At 68.4% G+C, this 16,893-nt stretch carries 18 protein-coding genes; 11 read left to right on the forward strand and 7 right to left on the reverse strand.

The genetic code is table 11. The features are described from left to right. Nucleotides 1-3 precede the first annotated feature (3 nt). Together ACWF4Z_RS03505 and ACWF4Z_RS03510 are read left to right on the forward strand one after the other, a co-directional pair. The gene (locus ACWF4Z_RS03505) at nucleotides 4-1,059 is read left to right on the forward strand and encodes a glycoside hydrolase family 130 protein (RefSeq protein ID WP_452241340.1); all 1,056 of its coding nucleotides are present in this window, start codon (nucleotides 4-6) and stop codon (nucleotides 1,057-1,059) included. Then, nucleotides 1,056-2,945, forward strand: a complete 1,890-nt coding sequence (locus ACWF4Z_RS03510; protein WP_452241341.1) for a hypothetical protein — start codon at nucleotides 1,056-1,058, stop codon at nucleotides 2,943-2,945. The genes ACWF4Z_RS03505 and ACWF4Z_RS03510 overlap by 4 nt, the downstream gene beginning before the upstream one ends. Nucleotides 2,946-2,979: 34 nt before the next feature. Here the strand turns inward: ACWF4Z_RS03510 and ACWF4Z_RS03515 are convergent, their stop codons facing one another. Further along, complete coding sequence (locus tag ACWF4Z_RS03515) at nucleotides 2,980-3,687, reverse strand: helix-turn-helix domain-containing protein (RefSeq protein WP_452241342.1); 708 nt, start codon at nucleotides 3,685-3,687, stop codon at nucleotides 2,980-2,982. A 98-nt stretch (nucleotides 3,688-3,785) separates the two neighbouring features. On the opposite strand from ACWF4Z_RS03515, the gene ACWF4Z_RS03520 reads away from it, so the two are divergent. After that, entirely contained in the window at nucleotides 3,786-4,193 is a 408-nt protein-coding gene (locus ACWF4Z_RS03520; RefSeq protein ID WP_452241343.1) for a cupin domain-containing protein, read from the forward strand. A 6-nt stretch (nucleotides 4,194-4,199) separates the two neighbouring features. On the opposite strand, the gene ACWF4Z_RS03525 is transcribed toward ACWF4Z_RS03520, so the two are convergent. The 3 genes from ACWF4Z_RS03525 to ACWF4Z_RS03535 all read right to left on the reverse strand — a co-directional run bounded on the left by ACWF4Z_RS03525 (nucleotide 4,200) and on the right by ACWF4Z_RS03535 (nucleotide 6,687). Then, nucleotides 4,200-5,090 carry a VanW family protein gene (locus ACWF4Z_RS03525; protein ID WP_452241344.1) on the reverse strand — a complete coding sequence of 297 codons (891 nt, stop codon included), beginning with the start codon at nucleotides 5,088-5,090 and terminating at the stop codon, nucleotides 4,200-4,202. Between the two features lie 264 nt (nucleotides 5,091-5,354). Beyond that, nucleotides 5,355-5,849: an Rv3235 family protein gene (locus tag ACWF4Z_RS03530; protein WP_452241345.1), complete on the reverse strand. Its 495-nt coding sequence runs from the start codon at nucleotides 5,847-5,849 to the stop codon at nucleotides 5,355-5,357. A gap of 1 nt (nucleotide 5,850) precedes the next feature. After that, a complete protein-coding gene (locus ACWF4Z_RS03535; RefSeq protein WP_452241346.1) occupies nucleotides 5,851-6,687 on the reverse strand; it encodes a LysM peptidoglycan-binding domain-containing protein in 837 nt (278 codons plus the stop codon). 167 nt (nucleotides 6,688-6,854) lie between these two features. Here ACWF4Z_RS03535 and ACWF4Z_RS03540 point away from each other — a divergent pair, with 167 nt between their 5' ends. Further along, entirely contained in the window at nucleotides 6,855-7,403 is a 549-nt protein-coding gene (locus ACWF4Z_RS03540) for a hypothetical protein (protein ID WP_452241347.1), read from the forward strand. A 15-nt stretch (nucleotides 7,404-7,418) separates the two neighbouring features. Here the strand turns inward: ACWF4Z_RS03540 and ACWF4Z_RS03545 are convergent, their stop codons facing one another. After that, complete coding sequence (locus ACWF4Z_RS03545; protein ID WP_452241348.1) at nucleotides 7,419-7,667, reverse strand: helix-turn-helix domain-containing protein; 249 nt, start codon at nucleotides 7,665-7,667, stop codon at nucleotides 7,419-7,421. A 244-nt stretch (nucleotides 7,668-7,911) separates the two neighbouring features. On the opposite strand from ACWF4Z_RS03545, the gene ACWF4Z_RS03550 reads away from it, so the two are divergent. The 5 genes from ACWF4Z_RS03550 (at nucleotide 7,912) to ACWF4Z_RS03570 (ending at nucleotide 12,722) form a co-directional block, all read left to right on the forward strand. Beyond that, nucleotides 7,912-8,574 (forward strand): SAF domain-containing protein, encoded by a 663-nt coding sequence (locus tag ACWF4Z_RS03550; RefSeq protein ID WP_452241349.1) that lies wholly within the window; start codon nucleotides 7,912-7,914, stop codon nucleotides 8,572-8,574. Beyond that, the gene (locus ACWF4Z_RS03555) at nucleotides 8,574-9,854 is read left to right on the forward strand and encodes an AAA family ATPase (RefSeq protein WP_452241350.1); all 1,281 of its coding nucleotides are present in this window, start codon (nucleotides 8,574-8,576) and stop codon (nucleotides 9,852-9,854) included. The genes ACWF4Z_RS03550 and ACWF4Z_RS03555 overlap by 1 nt, the downstream gene beginning before the upstream one ends. A 106-nt stretch (nucleotides 9,855-9,960) precedes the next feature. Next, entirely contained in the window at nucleotides 9,961-10,749 is a 789-nt protein-coding gene (locus ACWF4Z_RS03560; RefSeq protein WP_452241351.1) for a DUF4097 family beta strand repeat-containing protein, read from the forward strand. Nucleotides 10,750-10,824: 75 nt separating this feature from the next. Then, complete coding sequence (locus ACWF4Z_RS03565; RefSeq protein ID WP_452241352.1) at nucleotides 10,825-11,484, forward strand: HAD family hydrolase; 660 nt, start codon at nucleotides 10,825-10,827, stop codon at nucleotides 11,482-11,484. Further along, nucleotides 11,481-12,722, forward strand: coding sequence for a glycosyltransferase 87 family protein (locus tag ACWF4Z_RS03570; RefSeq protein ID WP_452241353.1), 1,242 nt, complete (start codon nucleotides 11,481-11,483; stop codon nucleotides 12,720-12,722). The genes ACWF4Z_RS03565 and ACWF4Z_RS03570 overlap by 4 nt, the downstream gene beginning before the upstream one ends. Here ACWF4Z_RS03570 and ACWF4Z_RS03575 read toward each other — a convergent pair. Further along, nucleotides 12,683-14,038: a hypothetical protein gene (locus ACWF4Z_RS03575; RefSeq protein ID WP_452241354.1), complete on the reverse strand. Its 1,356-nt coding sequence runs from the start codon at nucleotides 14,036-14,038 to the stop codon at nucleotides 12,683-12,685. The genes ACWF4Z_RS03570 and ACWF4Z_RS03575 overlap by 40 nt on opposite strands. Next, on the reverse strand, nucleotides 14,035-14,547 hold the full coding sequence (locus ACWF4Z_RS03580) for a cupredoxin domain-containing protein (RefSeq protein ID WP_452241355.1): 513 nt from the start codon (nucleotides 14,545-14,547) through the stop codon (nucleotides 14,035-14,037). Before ACWF4Z_RS03580 ends, ACWF4Z_RS03575 begins: the two co-directional genes overlap by 4 nt. A 330-nt stretch (nucleotides 14,548-14,877) precedes the next feature. On the opposite strand from ACWF4Z_RS03580, the gene ACWF4Z_RS03585 reads away from it, so the two are divergent. Together ACWF4Z_RS03585 and ACWF4Z_RS03590 are read left to right on the forward strand one after the other, a co-directional pair. Continuing rightward, nucleotides 14,878-16,344 (forward strand): WS/DGAT/MGAT family O-acyltransferase, encoded by a 1,467-nt coding sequence (locus ACWF4Z_RS03585; protein ID WP_452241356.1) that lies wholly within the window; start codon nucleotides 14,878-14,880, stop codon nucleotides 16,342-16,344. Then, the gene (locus tag ACWF4Z_RS03590; protein ID WP_452241357.1) at nucleotides 16,341-16,865 is read left to right on the forward strand and encodes a DUF6912 family protein; all 525 of its coding nucleotides are present in this window, start codon (nucleotides 16,341-16,343) and stop codon (nucleotides 16,863-16,865) included. Before ACWF4Z_RS03585 ends, ACWF4Z_RS03590 begins: the two co-directional genes overlap by 4 nt. The last annotated feature ends 28 nt before the right edge of the window (nucleotides 16,866-16,893 follow it).

Genomic DNA, 16,893 nt, shown 5'->3' on the forward strand with positions numbered 1-16,893 from the left:
CTCGTGGTTCCTTACACATTGACGCGGGTCGGCGTGCTGATGACGGCCGAGCCGGGCAACGAGCTCGAGGCCGGGGGCGTGCTGAATCCGGCGACCGGGCACACCCCGGACGGGCAGCTGTACCTGCTGCCCCGGCTGGTTGCTGCCGGCAACGTTTCGCGCGTCGGTCTGGCCCGGGTCGTGCTGACGGACGGGGTCCCGACCGCGGTTGAGCGCGAGGGCGTCGTACTGGCTCCGGACGAAGGCTGGGAGCGGGGGCTGAACAACGCGGGGGTCGAGGATCCGCGGGTGACGTTCGTACCGTCGCTCGGGCTGCACGTGATGACGTACGTCGCCTATGGTCCGCTCGGGCCGAAGCCCGCGCTGGCGGTGTCGTCGGATCTGCGGACGTGGCAGCGCTTGGGCCCTTTGCATTTCGAGTACCAACCGTCGCTGGACACGGACCTCAATCTCTTCCCGAACAAGGACACGGTGTTCTTCCCCGAGCCAGTGCCCGGGCCGGACGGCGAGTTGTCGTACGCGATGCTGCATCGGCCGATGTGGGATCTCGGCTGGTTCCGGGAGGGGGAGGGCGTGCATCTGCCGGCCGGGATCACCGATGATCGGCCGGGGATCTGGGTGTCGTTCGTGCCAGTTGCCGACGTGGAGCGCGATGTGCGGAATCTGGTGCATCTGCGCAACCACCGGCTGGTGGCGATGTCGGAGTACCCGTTCGAGGAGCTGAAGATCGGGGCCGGACCGGCGCCGCTGCGGGTGCCGGAGGGGTGGCTGGTGATCCATCACGGGGTGACCGGTGAGCAGCCGGAAGGGTTTGATCCGACGACCCAGAAGGTCAGCTATGCGGCTGGTGCGCTGATCCTCGACCCGGAGGATGTCACCCGCGTCATCGCGCGAACTGTTGAACCGCTGATGGTCCCCGAGACCGACGAGGAGAAGGTCGGCACGGTCGGCAACGTCGTGTTCCCGACCGCGATCGAAGTGGTCGACGGCGTGCGTTACGTCTTCTACGGCATGGCCGACGCCGCGATCGGCGTCGCCAGATTGGACCGGATCTCATGAACCCCACCCGCCGCACCGTCCTCGGCGGCGCTCTCGCGGTCGCCGCAGCGTCGAATGTGTCTCTCCCTGCCTTTGCATCCAGCCGACTCTCGAACCTGGCTCATCTCGACTTCTTGCGTACGTCGGTGATCCCACCGGCGGCCTCCGGTCACACCACCTTCGGCTCCGGCCCGGTCGGAGTGCTGTGGACCTACGCGGATCGCCAGTCAGACGGCTCCTACAAGCGCATCGGCGGCGGCTCGTACGACCCCGTCACCAACACCTACGGCCAGGGCGCCTTCAACGCCGACGACATCGCCCGCGCAGCCGTGGTCTACCTGCGGCACTGGCGCCAGTTCGGCGAACGCACCTCTATGGTTGCTGCCCGCGACCTCCTGCGCGGACTGACCTACCTGCAGTCGCCGAACGGCAACGTCGTGCTCTGGATGCAGCCGGACGGCACTCTGAACCCGAGCGCCGACCCCGTCGAGCTCCCCGACCCCTCCGATTCCGGACCGTCGTACTGGCTCGCCCGCACGGTTTGGGCGCTAGGGGAGGGGTACGCCGCCTTCCGTACCGCCGACCGCGGCTTTGCCGACTTCCTACGGGCCAGACTGGAGCTGGCGATCACCGCGCTGGAACGGCAGGTGTTAGTCCGCTATGGCGAGTGGAACATCGTGGATGGGCGCCGAGTGCCCGCATGGCTGATCGTGAACGGCGCCGACGCGACGTCGGAGGCCGTCCTCGGGCTGTCGGCGTACGTCCGCGCTGGTGGCTCGACACGGGCTCGGAAGGCGCTGACCCAGTTTGCCGAGGGCGTCGCGGCCATGAGCGCGGGGTCCAGACGGACCTGGCCGTTCCGGGCGTTGCTGCCATGGGGTGAGTCGATCTCGGACTGGCATGCGTGGGGTGCGCAGATGCCATCGGCTCTCGCCGCCGCGTCCTCGGCGCTGGATTCTCGACGGCTGTTGGCTCCGGCGATCGGCGACACCGCCGGTTTCACGCCGCTGTTGATGACTGCCGGCGGACCGGACAACGGGTGGCTCCCTGCGCCGATAGACCGCACTCAGATCGCGTACGGCGTCGATGCGCGCCTGCAGGGTCTTCTGGCGGTCGGACTGCCAGGGCTGAAGCAGGTGGCCGCGTTCGTCGCCGCCTGGTACTTCGGGGCGAACAAGGCCGGGGTGCCGACGTACGACCAGTCCACGGGCCGTACGTACGACGGCGTTTCCGGCGACGGCGTGATCAACCGCAACTCCGGCGCCGAGTCCACGATCCACGGTCAGCTCTCGATGCTCGCCCTCGACGCCGATCCCGATGTGCTCCGCCTGACCGGGAGTCCGACGTACGACGGCTTGCAGGTGGTGGAAGCCGAGTCCGCGGTCGGCGGCGAGGTGATCACGCCGGCGTCCGCCTGGACGGGCGAATCCCAATGGAGTAACGGCTCGTACCTGTCTCTGAGCGCGTCCGCCTCGTGGACTCTGCCGCCATCGCTTCAGCCTCGCCTCGTCCTGCCGATCGTCAACCTCATCGACACCTCGTCACCGGCACGCACCACGTGGACGTCCGGCTCGCACACGCTCGGCATGATCACTCACGTCACCGGACCACAAGGCATCTCAGCCGCGCCCGGCGCGCTTCAACCGGTCACACTGCCGACACCACTCCCAGTTGGTGCCACCACGCTGACCGCCACGGCGCACGGGTCCGCGCAGCTCGACGCACTGCTCTTGATCCCTTCCATCAGCACACTGCGGCTGGGCAACGCGACCCTGTTCACCAGCGTCGACTCACACCCCCGCCAAGTGAACGTCCGAGGCCGCGCCTACTCCTACACCGCCTCCGGCAACCTCCACTCCCGAGCCACAGTCATCCAACCCGGCGGCTTCACCGTCGTACTCGCCTAAGCGCCCCCGCACACCACCCCCCAACAAAGGAGGGCTAGCTCAGGAGGATTGTTGGGGGTAGGCCGGTGAGGGCTTTGACGTCGCGGGTGAAGTGGGACTGGTCGGCGTAACCGTGTCGTACGGCGACGTCTGCGAGGCCGGCGCCGGTGCGCGCGTGGTCGAGGGCAACGTTCATCCGGAGGATCCGGTCGAGGAGCTTCGGGCCGTAGCCGAATGCATCCAGGCAGCGACGATGCAGCTGTCGCTCGCTCAGCCCGACACTCGCGGCCAAACCCCACACGCCGGATCCCCGCCGCAGCACACCAGCCCGAATCCCCCGTAAAACCTCGGAAATCAGCCGATCCGGCGGCCCAGCCATCAGTCCTGCCGCTGCCTCATCCAGCGCCTCGGCCTCGTCGGGCGCCGACCTGATCCGATCCAGCAACCGCCTGCTCCGCGCCGGTGACCACAGCTCCGCCAGCGGCACCCGTTCGTTCAGCAACTCCCGGGCCGGCACGCCAAGAAACCCCGGTGCGGTCCCGGGCGCGAACCGAATCCCGACATACCGAGCCCCTCGCTCAGCCGACGTCATCCAGGCCCGACTGTCCGGCCCCGCAACCGTCAGCCCGTCCTCGGTCAGCAGCAGATCCATACACCCATCAGGCAGAATCCGCTCGTCCCCACCCCCAGCCATCCGAGTCCACACCGAAGCCCCCCGCACCAACGCAGGCCGCTCCCGATAAGCCCCAACAACCAGAGTCACCCCTCCACCCTCCCACGCCCCACAGACACTTCCCCCCGAAGAGCTCCTCCCACCCGTATCGTCGTCCGGACGATGCACCTCGGACGTGAGGAGAGCTGATGTCCCGTCGCGACGATCTCTCGGCCGTACCGCTGCTCGGACGAACCGTTGCCCCGGAGGGTTCGGGTCTCGTCCTCGCAGAGTGGGAAGCAGCCGGCCGAACCTCGGACCAGGTCGCCTGGCAGGCGCCGCTGCATGTGCACCACGAGGACGACGAGGCCTGGTACGTCCTGTCGGGAACGCTGCGGCTCCGGATCGACGGCGAGGACTACGACGTACCGGCAGGATCCGGGATCGTCGGACCGCGGGGCGTGCCGCACACCTTCGGCAACCCCAGCGAGGAACCGGCCAAGTACGTGCTCGTCATGTCGGCCAAGACGCATGCAATGCTCGACGAGCTGCACAACGGGTTTGCCGGCAACGTGGCCGCGCTGTTCGAGAAGTACGGGTGTGGGCTGCTGGAGTAGGTGTGGTCAGTCGGGGATGACGTCGTACAGGTCGACGTCCGTGGGGACGTATTTGACCAGGGCAACGTTTTCGCGGATGAGTTCGTCGTGGCGGGGGGTGCCGGTGCGGCGGTTGATGACTGTTCGCCAGATCTCGTTGCGGCGGAAGTAGTCGGGGCCGACGCGGAGGAAACGCTCGCCGCGGGCGAAGACCCGGTACGACGATTCGGCCGCGACATCGGCGAAGATCTCGCCTTCGAGGTAGCGCTCGCCGACACCGACCCGCAGCTGGAACGTCTGGTCGGTGTCGTTACGGAACTGCAGATCCACGTAGTTGTAGACGATGCTGCAGCCCACACCCCACGGCAGCACCCGCCCGTTGTCCGGGAAGGGATCGAAGCTGTGCGTGGACCGCTGCGTCACCGTCATCGGCGAGTGCAGCACCATCCAGTGCACCAGGTTCGCCAGCTGGCAGATCCCGCCGCCGATCCCCGGCCGCGACTGCCCGTTCGACAACCGCATGCCCTTCGCGTATCCCTTGCGCCGGGTCGCGTTCCCCACGATCTTGTTGAACGAGAACGTCTCACCCGGCCGGATCACCAGCCCGTCCATCTGTGCGCACGCGAGCTTCAGGTTGGTGACCTTGTTGTGCTGCATCCACATCTCGGTCTCACCGAGCTGCCGCAACAGCAACGACTTGTGCCGCTTCACCCGCACCGGCAGGTCATCCACCTGCCGGTCCTGTGCGTACGGCGTACTGGACCGCATCCACTCGAGTCGCTTGCGGGCCCGGTGATACCGCACCGCCAGTGGGTAGAGCAGCGGCACCCGCTCGCTCCACCGGCGTCGCCGCAGCGTAGGCAGCACCCGGGCTCGCTCCACCTCGGTCAAGTCGTCGACCCTGATCCGCCATGGCATGTCCGGTGTCACCCCAGTCGACTCCGGACGTGCGTGGTCGGCAGGTTCGCTGGGCGGTTGCGTCCTGGTGATCGTGGTGTCTGACATTGGAATCCCCGAACGGTGCAGGCCGGTCTGTCGACCGACTCGGTCACGGTACGCCGTGCCTGCCGCATCCACATGTCAGCGACAGCACGATCCGATTGCGCTGATACAGACGCTGCAAACCGATCTGGAGTTGGCGCTCCACCCGAAAGTCCGTGCCGGCCTGCCCATCCGGGATGCTCAGCCGAGCTCGAGGGCGGTGCAGACCCAGCGGTTGCGGCGGATCTCCATCCTCAGCGCGATCGCCCGGGACCGCTCCCCGTGCCGAACGTGCGCGGCGATCTCGGCCACCCGCTCACTCGGCGTGCAGACCCGAACCGAACGCACCGCACTCCGCTCCTTCGAGCCACGCCCGTTCGCCGTGGTGTTCAGACCGAGCAACCGCACCCGTCGATTGAGCTCGGTGAACACGGCCTCGTCGGTGAACCGCACCAGTTGTGAGATCGGCCGGTCCCCGGCGAGCACCTCCGACACCGCCTGCGCCAACCGCGACCCCCAAGCCCCGGCGTCGGGAACGGGCGGGTGAACGCCGCCGACCCGGCCGGTCGGAGCACCGGCCGCGGGCACCAGATGCAGCCGGGGGACAGCGCGCCGGGCAGCGTCGTGGGCAGCGTCGTGGGCGGAGTCGTGGGCGGGAGTCGCTGACTTCATCTGGGGCTTCTGTGGCTGGCTCATGTCACTTCTCCTGATGGGTGGGCGGCACGTGACCGGTCGCGGCTGCCGGGACGCGCAGCACCTGGCCGGGAAGAATGAGGTCGGGGTCGGAACCGATCACCTGGCGGTTGGCGGCGTACCACTCAGGCCATCTGGCCGCGATCTCCGCGGCACTGGCGTCCGGACCGAGCTCGTGCGCGGCGAGACTCCAGAGCGAGTCGCCGGGGTGCACGACGACCCGTGCCGGCATCCGCACAGCCACTCCGGACCGCACATCCGTGTACCGAGTCGCGGCCCCCACCGCGGGCCGGTCCGGCACTCCCAACCGCACGCCAGCCGCAGGTCGAGGCGTAATCGGCGCATCGGTGCGGTGGACAGGCTTCGTCGAGGTTGGGCCGGCGGCATGCTCGGTCAGCCTCACCACCGACTGCGGCTCGACTGCACCCCACGGGACCGTATCGGTGAGCTGAACCGTTGAGCGTGGCTCAACCTGAGCCCACGGCCCGTTGCCGCTGTCGCCGGGCGTCGCGTGGGCGACGCCGACCGTCAACGGCGTGACAGCGGCGACTCCAAGGCTCGAGCGCAGCAGTGTGCGAGCGGTCGTCGAGGTGATCCGCGCGGCAACCACCCCGGCCAGCGCGCCGACCGCGCCCGGGAGCTGCTCGAGGACGGTCACGAGCACCGCCAGCACGAGCCATCCGTACGCCATCCAGGCCACAGTCCCGATGACCAGCACGGTCATCGACTCGAGGTCGTAGGTGTTCATGCCGCTGATCGATCCGGCGGTCATCCAACGCAAGCCCAGGCCGACCGCGACGAGAGCCACGATCGCGAGCGTCCCCTTCGCCCCTCGGATCATCGCTTTCATCTCACTTGGCCCCTGACCTATGAGTTTGCGTTAGTTTGCTTTGGCTTGATCACTATAGACCGGTTCTACGGTCACTTTGCAAGTCCTTAACCCGGGATGCCTCGGGATCGCTCGTGCTCACAGAGCGTGAGAGAGCGCGACCCGGTAGGTTCCCGGGTATGCGGTGGGATGCGTTGTTCGCGGACCTGGAGTCACAGTTCGAGGCACTCCAGGAGGGCGACCTCTACGGCGAGCTCGCGGATCGCGTCCGCGCCGAGGTCGGCAAGATCACCGTGCTCGACCGGCTCCGCGGGGCGGTGGACACCGTCGTACGCGTCGAGCTGATCGACGCCGAGCCCGTGCACGGCACGTTGACCCGGGTCGGGAAGGACTGCCTGCTGATCGAGGGCGAGCGGTACGAGGAGTGGCTGATCCCGGTCGAGGCGTTGCTCGCCGTCCATCGCCTGGGGCCGTGGGCCGAGCCCGCGGTCGGAGCGGTCGAAGGCAAGCTCGGTCTGGCGCACCTGCTGCGGGGAATCGCTCGCGACCGCTCGCCGGTCACGCTGTTCTGCGCCGGCGGCCCGCCGGTCACCGGGACGATCGACCGCGTCGGAGCCGACTTCCTCGAACTCGCCGAGCACCCCCTGGACGCGCCGCGCCGCCGGACCGAGGTCTACAACGTGCGCCTGGTCCCCACCCGAGCCCTCAGCGCACTCCGAAGACGCTGACCAAGAGAAAGCGGACTACTGGTGAGCTTCCTCGGTCTGCTCGGCGTCCTCGCCGAACGGATGGGAGTCGATGAACTCCTTGGTCTCGCTGTACAGCCGCTCGATGTACTTCTCCAGCTCGGTCGCCTCGACCCGCCACTGCCCGCGGCCGCCGATCTTGACGGCGGGAATGTCGCCGCGGCGGACCAGCGCGTAGACCTGGTTCGCGGAGATGTTGAGGACTTCGGCGACGTCGGCGAGCTGGAGGAATCGGGGAGCCGGCATCCGTCCTACTCCTTCACGTAGTGGCTGGTTGTTTCAGTTTGCCACGGTTGAGTACTGGACGGCCCCGGTTGTCCCCAGATGTGACGGCCTGTGGATGACTGTTCACGTCGAGGACCCGAACACGGCAGAATGTCGGCGGAGTGCCAAATGAGGTGCCACATGAGGTGCCGGACGAGGTGCCGGCTGACATGCCGGATCTCAGGGCCGGGTTCCGGCAGCGATCGAACGACTGGGGAGTTCCGACGTGGTGGACACAGCAGTGCGTGGCGGGTTCGGGGCACCGTCGGCTCCGGCTCAGCGCAACCGCAAGGCCCGGTGGAAGGACGGCCGGCTCGTGCTTGGGGTGCTGCTGGTCGCGATCACCGCGCTGGCCGGCGCCAAGCTGCTGTCGGCCGCCGACGACACCACCACGATCTGGGCGGCCAAGCGCGACATCCCGGCCCACACCAAGCTGACCGGCGACGACCTCACCACCGTGCGGGTGCGCTTCACCAGCAGCGAGGACGCCGACAAGTACGTCGCGGCCGACGCCGATCTCAAGGGCCTGATCGCCGCCCGCCCGGTCGACGCCGGTGAGTTCGTGCCGCGCGACGCGGCCGTCTCCCAGGCCGACAGCGATCGGACCGAGTTGCCACTCTCGATCGCGACCGGGCAACTGCCGTCGGACACCGCCGCCGGCGACATGGTTGATGTCTGGGTCGTTCCGACCAAGACGGACGGCCAGCCGGCCAAGCAGCTCTGGACCAACGTGCGCGTTCTCCAGATCGACGCGGTCAAGGGTGTCGCGGGTGGTGCGGCCCGCCGGCAGGTCCTGGTCGGTCTCGCGCCGACCGATGTGTCCCGGCTCCCGGCCGCGCTGACGATGATGGCCGCGGGCGAGCCGACCCTGATCCGGCGGGCCGGCTGATGTCGCTCCCTGTCCTCCTGGCCGTGACCGGGGCGCCGTGGGAGGCAGACGTCGTACGGCGGGCCGAGCGCGCGCCCGGGATCCGAGTTGTCCGGCGCTGTGTGGACATCGCGGACGTGATGGCCACCGCTGCGAGTGGGCAGGCCCGTGCGGTGCTACTCGCCGACGACCTGACCAGACTCACCTCTGATGCGGTGGCCGCGCTGCATGCCCGCGGCATCGTCGTCCTCGCCCTCGTGGATCCGACCGAGAACGGCGCGCCCTTCGGCTCCGAGGATCGGTTGAGCCGGATGGGAATCGAGCGCATCCTCCCGGCCGACGTCAGCCCGGAGGACCTCGGCCGCGCGGTGATCGACGCAGTGGAGTCGGGCCCGCCGGTGTCGTCGTCCCACTTCGCCGGTGGGTTCGTGCCGCTGACGCCGGACAGCCCCGGCACCCAAGCGCCGGCCTTCTCGCAGGGCAGCGGCCGGGTGATCGCGGTCTGGGGCCCGACCGGCGCGCCCGGACGGACGACGGTCGCCGTCGGACTCGCGTCCGAGCTCGCGATCAAAGGCGTGCCGACCCTGCTGGCCGACGCCGATGTGTACGGCGGGACCGTGGCACAGCTGCTCGGGATGCTCGACGAGACCTCCGGCCTGGCGGCCGCGGCCCGGTCGGCGTCGAGCGGTTCGCTCGACATGGTCATGCTCGCGAAGTACGCCCGCCAGGTCGATACGCGCCTGCTGGTCCTGACCGGCCTCAGCCGCGCGGACCGGTGGACCGAGCTACGGCCTGCCGCGGTCGAGTCGATCTGGTCGGCCGCACGCATGCTCGCGCCGGTCACCGTGGTTGACGTGGGCTTCTGCATCGAGGCCGACGAGGAGATCTCGTTCGATTCGCTGGCCCCTCGCCGCAACGGCGCCACGATGGTGACGCTGGAAGAGGCCGATGAGGTGATCGTCGTCGGTACGGCGGACCCGATCGGCCTGACCCGTTTGATCCGAGCGATCCACGAGCTGCGCGCCGTCGTACCCTCCGCGAACGTCAAGGTCGTGGTCAACCGCATCCGCTCCGGCTCCCTCGGCAGTTCACCGGCCGACGCGGTCGGCGAGGCCCTCGCCCAGTACGTCGGAATCCAGCCGACAGCGCTGCTCCCGTTCGACCAGAGCGCCGTCGACGCCGCCCTGTCCCACGGCCGCAGCCTGGCCGACTCGGCCAAGTCCAGCAAACTCCGCAAGTCGCTCCAGCAACTGGCCGCCACCCTCGCCGAAGAACTGTCCCCGACGGCCGTCCTGAGATAGCCGCTCTTCATTGGGCACAGTCAGGGTCCGACCAGGGGTAGAACCCGAGCCTCAGAACGTCCCGCGTGTGTCAGGGTTGGGTTAGTTCACCACCTCAGGGAGCAGCATGTCCGACGTCCAGGGTCGCCCGCCGCGCACGATGAGTACCGAGCGGCGCTACGGGATCGCGATCTCGGTCGCGCTCATCCTCGGCGGCGTGTACTGGGCGCTCACCGGCCTCACCAACGGCAGCAAGACCACCCAGGGCAGCTACCCCGTCCAGGGCGACGAGCTCCGGATCGACAACAGCTCGGCGAATGTCGAGCTTCGCGCCGGTGATGGCAAGGACGTCACGGTCGAGCGCCAGTTCGAGCGGAATGTGTTCGGCTCCGCGCCGAAGGAGAAGTACGACGACGGCAAGCTGGAGCTGACGGACAACGGCTGCGGATTCCTGTCGCTCGGGTGCAAAACGCTGTACGTCCTGACCGTGCCGAAGGACGTCAAGGTGACGCTCAGGAGCAGCAGCGGCGAGATCAAGGTCTCCGGACTGACCGGCGGTGCCGACCTGAAGACCAGCTCGGGGGATCTCGAAGTACACGAGCTGGGCGGCTCGGTGCGGCTGGAGTCCAGCTCGGGTGACATCGAGGCCCAGGGACTGACCGCGACCACGGTGGTGACGCAGAGCAGTTCGGGCAGCACCAACCTGGACTTCGCGGTCGCGCCGCAGTCGATCCGGTCGGAGGCGAGCTCGGGCGACGTGACGATCCGGGTCCCGTCCGGCGACGAGGCCTACAAGGTCGAGACCGATACGTCCTCGGGCGACGAATCGGCCAACGTGAAGAACGATCCGAGCGCGACCCGGACCATCGCCGCGAAGACGTCGTCAGGCGACGTAACCGTGGAGTACAACCACTGAACCAGTGCATGTACGTCGCGTGATCACCGGGACCGGCAGCGTGAGGGGTCCGGTGTCCTGAGTAGGCTGGCGGGCATGTCAGAGGTGGAGGCGGTGCCGCGCGGCCTGTTGGTGGATTGGGGCGGCGTACTCACCTCGGGCCTGGAGGAAGCGCTGCGGCGCTGGGCCGAGCTGGACGGATTCGACTTCGATTCCTACCTGGAGGCCTTCCTCGCCTGGCTCCCACCCGACGCCACCGCGACCGTCGAGCTGAACCCGGTGCACGCCCTCGAACGCGGCCAGATCGCAGTCCCCGACTTCGAGCGCAAACTCGCCTCCCTGCTGGTGCGCACCGACGGTTCGCCGGTGCCGGCCGAGGGTCTGATCGAGCGGATGTTCGCGCACTTCGAGCACCAGCCGGCCATGAACGCACTGGTCCGCCGGGCCCGGGCACACGGGATCCGCACCGCCCTGTTGTCGAACTCGTGGGGCAACTCCTACCCGCGCGACACCTGGGACGGGATGTTCGACGACATCGTGATCTCCGGTGAGGTCGGGATGCGCAAACCCGATCCGGAGATCTTCCTGCTGGCTGCCGGCCGGCTGGATCTCAAGCCCGCGGAGTGCGTCTTCGTCGATGACCTCCAGTTGAACGTCGACGGCGCCCGCGCGGTCGGCATGACCGCGCTGCTGCACACCTCGTACGAGGAAACCCGGCGAGCCCTGGAAACCCTGTTCGGAGCCGACCTGACGTGACCGTGACCACCACACCTTCCTCCCCGCCCCGCCCCCGCGACCGTCGTCGCGTCCTGATCGCGATCGTCGGCTGCGCGGTGTTCGTGGCCCTCGGCGCCTGGGTGGGCAGCCTGTTCGGCGGCATGATCGACCTGCGCGTGTACCGCATGGGTGGATCGGTGCTGCTGCACGGCGATTCCCTGTACGACGCTCACCTGGCGGGCTCGGGGTTGCCGTTCACGTACCCGCCGTTCGCGGCGATCGCGATGGTGCCGCTGGCCGCGGTCCCGTGGGGTGTCGCGCTGGTGGCCTGGACGACGATCTCGGTGCTGTGCATCACCGCGCTGTGGCGGACCAGCCTGCCGCAGCGGTTCTGGTCGTTCTTCTCCCAGCGCAAGCGCACCGCGGTCCTGGTCGCGCTCACGGTGCTGTCGCTGCTGCTCGAGCCGGTCTGGCAGACGATCTCGTTCGGCCAGATCAACCTGTTGCTGACGGCAATGATTCTGCTGGACCTGGTCCGGCCGAACGACAAGCGGCTGCGCGGCTTCTGGGTCGGTGTCGCGATCGGCGTCAAGCTGACTCCGTTGCCGTTCCTGGCCCTGCTCCTGGTGACGAAACAGTGGCGTGCGCTGCGCAACGCCGTACTGGGTCTGCTGGCCACGATGGCGATCGGGTTCGCGATCGTGCCGCACCAGTCCTGGCGGTTCTGGACCGACGTGATTCTGGATGCCAACCGGGTCGGTGGGATCGCCTACACCGGTAACCAGTCGTTCAACGGCTTCCTGCACCGGCTCGGCAACAACGCGGGCTGGGTGCAGCCGACGTGGTTCGTGCTGTCGGTCGTCTTCGGCCTGCTCGTGCTCTGGCTGGCCCGGCGGTACTGGCTGGCCGACGAACGGGTGACCGCGATCTCCGTGATGGCGCTGGCCGTGCTGTACGCGTCGCCGATCTCGTGGAGCCACCACTGGGTCTGGATCATCCCGCTCGGCGTCAGCCTGATCCGGGCGATCAACCGGGTCTGGGGCCTCAACCCCGCGGTCGTGACCGGCGTCCTGTTCTACGGGCTGTTTGTGCTGCGCTCGATCTGGTGGGTCCCGTATCGCGACGATCGCGAGCTCAGCTGGACCTTCTGGCAGTCCATCCCCGGCAACTCGCACCTGATCGTCGGCATGATCGCTTTCATCCTGCTGGCCGTCACCAGCAGGGCACTGCCGAAGAACTACGACGAGAAGAGCAAGAGCAAGCCGCCGGCGGTGTAGCCGACCATCACCAGCAGCAGCGGGAGTTGGCCGGCCAGCGCCTTGTGGCGTGGGAAGAGCGCAACCGCCCGGTCGTGCGCGGAGATGACGCCGAGCAGGTGGCCGCCCACGACAGCCAGGACCTGGATGACCGCGATCGTCGTGCTGTGGTTGGTGATGTCCGTGTTCACCGCGAGCAGTCCGGTGCCGAAGATGTTGGCGCCGTTGCTGAGCGGGTCGCTCAGGTAGATGAGCGTCCGCTGCCCCTCGAGGATGAACAGGGTCAGGTAGTGGGCGACGACGTACCCGAGGGCGATCGGTACGACGGAGTGCGCGAACAGACCCGGCAATGTCTTGCGCGAGCTGTCCGACAGCCGGCCGGCGAGCAGCGTGGCACCCGAGTACGTGGTCAGCACGACCAGGATGAACACGATCAGTGCGCCGGTACCGAGCCAGGTCATCGAGATGTTCTGGTTCTGGGCCCAGCCGATCCACGCCGACGAGTTCGAGAAGCCGTCGTACGCCGTGGACCCGAGCAGTGCCGCGACCATCCCGACGAGACCGGGCTGTGGTTTGAGGCCGTCCAGGTTCTCCAGCGGGCGCCGGACCACCAACGAACCGTCGGTACGACGGCCCCACGGCGACAGGCGCGACATCAGGGTCGCGTACACCTCGAACGGATCGCCCTGGGCGAACCACCGATCGCCGAACAGCATCGCGCCGAACAGCGTGATCACGACATACAGCGCGATCCACGCCTGCAGCACCGGGATCGTGGCGCGGTCCGGCGCCACCAGCTCGAGCCAGGTGAACGCGAAGATCCCGAGTGCGGCCGGCCACAGGCCGGCCCAGGACGGAAGCTCGAGCAGGCCCTTCGACGGCGGCTGGCGCAGCAGCTTCGACAGCAGCAGATGGATGGTCCGCAGCGGATTCAGCGTCCGCCAGACCGGGCCGAACACGATCGAGATCGGCACCAGCCCGACCCAGACCAGGATGTAGACGAACCCGAAGATCGGGTTGGTCAGCCGGTCCACGCCGAAGATCAGCGACACCATCGCGTAGAGGAAGATCGCCAGGCCCACGAGCCGGACGACCCAGCGGAACCAGCCCGCGTCGACCGTCCGGGTGATTGCGGCAGGCAACGGCTTCCCGGACGCGTTCCCGCGGTACTTCGGACTCCGCCAGGCCAGCCCCAGTACGACGAACGAGACGGCGACCGCCACCGCGGCACCACCGACCGCCAGCCCGAACGGAATCGGCAGATCCTGCCGCCCACCGATTCCGTGCAGTGGCAGCAAAAGGGGCAGGAAAAGGGGCAGGAGGAGCGGCAGGGTCACGAGACGACGAGCTTCGCGATCAGCTTGCCGCTCTTGTGGGTCTCGATCTCGAAGGTGCCCTTCATGTTCGCGGTGAACTTGACCGAGTTCGGCTTGCCGGGAGCGAGCTCGAGCTCCTTGTCGTAGCCGTGGATGTGGACCTCCTCCTCGGCGTCGCTGACCGCGGTCACCAGGACGGTCTGGCCGGCCTTCGCCTTGATGGTCGCGCCGCTCGGGTTGACCTTGCCGTTGGCAACGGTGACGTTGATGGTCACGTCGGCGGTCTCACCCGACGGTTCGGCGGTGTTCGACGGGGTGCTCGAGTTCGGCTTGCCCGGGGTCGGCGTCATCGTCGGCAGGGTCGCCGGGGTGCTGGACGGCGTACTGGCCGGCGTACTGGCAGGGGACGACGGCGTGTTGCTCGGGCTCGCGCCGCTGTCGGAACCGCCTCCACCACAGCCGGCCAGAACCAGGATGCCGAGAGTCGGGAGGAGGGCGGTGGCCGCACCGCGGGTGAGCGTCGAACGCATGGGTCCAGAAGCCTTTCGAGGGGTATTTGTCTCTCTCGGGGTGTGGGACACACCCTCTTGCCTGACGAACACAGATAGCTCAGTGTTCCCTGGAGGGTGTCTGGGGATCCTGCGCCTACTGCGCGGCACTCGGCGGGCACCTCGCTGCACTGGAGGAAAGGCCATGATGAAACCACATCGAGACCTTCCCTCCAGCACACCGAGGCACTCCGCCGAGCACCTGCTCGCGACGGCGCAGGATCCCCAGACACCCTCAGAGTCAGTGTCGCAGCCCACTGTCGGCGGCGACCGTTAGGGTGACAAGCTCAGAACAGAGAGGAAGGTGACCCGATGCCCGACCGGTTGACGTCGTTGGATCTCACCTTCTTGAAGGCCGAGTCGCCGGCCACGCCGATGCACGTCGGGACGGTCGACATCTTCGAGCCGCCGGTGCACGGAGACGACGGATTCGACTACGAGAACCTCGTGGCCCTGATCCGGGACCGGATCGCCTTCGTGCCGCGGTACCGGCAGCGGGTGCAGCAGGTCCCCGGCCGGTTCGCCGGTCCGGTCTGGGTGGACGACGAAGAGTTCGACATCACCTTCCACGTGCGGCGTTCCGCCCTGCCCCGGCCGGGGACGCACGCGCAGCTGCTCGAGCTGGTCGCCCGGATCATGTCCCGGCGGCTGGACCGCGCCCGGCCGCTGTGGGAGATGTACCTGGTCGAGGGGCTGCAGGGTGACCGGTTCGCGATCATCTCCAAGTCCCATCAGGCCCTTGTCGACGGCAACAGTACGGTCGACATCGGTCAAGTCGTCCTGGACGCTACAGCCGATCCGCGCGACACCCCGACCGACACCTGGGAGCCCAAGCACCCGCCGTCCGCGCTGGAGCTGCTGGCGGGCGTGTTCACCGACGCGACTCGCCACCCGACCGCCGCGCTCGAGCTGGCCCGAGCCGAGATGGCGAGCCTGACCGGTTCGACCTCGGTGCGTGAAGTGCTCGGCGGAGTCGTCGGCTCGCTGGTTGCGCAGCGGCACGCGCAGGAGAGCTCACTCCACGTGAAGACCTCGGGTCAGCGCCGGTTCACGACCGTGGTCACCGACCTGGAGGACTACCGGACCGTCCGGGCCATGCACGGCGGCACGGTGAACGACGTGGTCCTGGCCGTGGTCGCGGGCGCGTTCCGGGCCTGGATGATGACGCGCGGTGAGGGCGTCGGTCCGACCCGGAGCGTGCGGGCGGTGGTTCCGGTCAGCATCCGCGACGACGAGGACGAGGAGCCGACCTCGCTCGGTTCGTCCGTGATCGCCTCCACGGTGAACCTTCCCGTCGGGGAGAACTCGCCGGTCATGCGGATGCACCAGATCTCGTACCAGACCAAGGTGCACAAGGACACCGGTCGTGCCGTCAGCGCCCGGTCGCTGGTCGGGATCGCCGGATTCGCCCCGACCACACTGCACGCGCTGGCCGCGCGGGTCGCGACCACGACGGTTCGCCCGATCGACGACGTCGTGATCACCAACGTGCCCGGCCCGCAGTTCCCGCTGTACGCGCAGGGTGCGCCGATGCTCGCGTCGTACCCAGTGGTGCCGTTGATGCCCGGACAAGGGTTGTCCGTCGGCGTCACGTCGTACGACGGGAAGGTCTACTACGGGCTCAACGCGGACCGCACCGCGATGCCGGACCTGGCTGTTTTCGCCCAATGTGTGACGGACGCGCTGGACGAGTTGCTCGACACCACCAAGGGCAGTCGGAACCGGGCCTCCCGGGGCCGGAAGAAACCCCGCGGCACTAGTAAGAAGGCGGGCTCATGAGGGTCTACATCCCATCCACGCTGCGGCTGCTGGACGTCGCGTGCCACGCGGGGGAGTTCGGCCCTGCGCCACTGACCGTGTACGCCGTGACCCCGGCGCTGCGGGAGTGGTACGCCGAGGGCGACGACGAGGAGCTGGAGTTCGCCGCAATGGCGCAGGCGGCGCGGGCCTCGGTGGGGCTGCTCGCCGCAGACCCCGGGACGGCTCGTCGCCGGGTCGTGGTGGCCGCCGAGGTCAGCGCCGTACCGCCTGCTGACGGGTCGGTCGAGCTGGGCGACGCCCGGCTCGAGCTGCATGTGGTGATCCCGTGGGCGGCGGTGGCCGCCGTGCATCTGGACGCGGCCGGGGCCGCGGGAGTGGTGGGAAAGGCCGCTGACCGGTGGGAAGCGGCCCAGAATGGTGACAACGACGCGGTTTTCGCCCTCGATTCGTGCGAGGGTGAAGACCTGTTGTGGTACGCGACACAGGAGATCCCGGACCTGCTCGCGGCGGAGGGTCCGCGCGGCAGGTCGGGGGGCTGACCGGATCTAGCGGACAGATCTGGCGATA

This window comes from Kribbella sp. NPDC055071 (genome assembly GCF_053608045.1).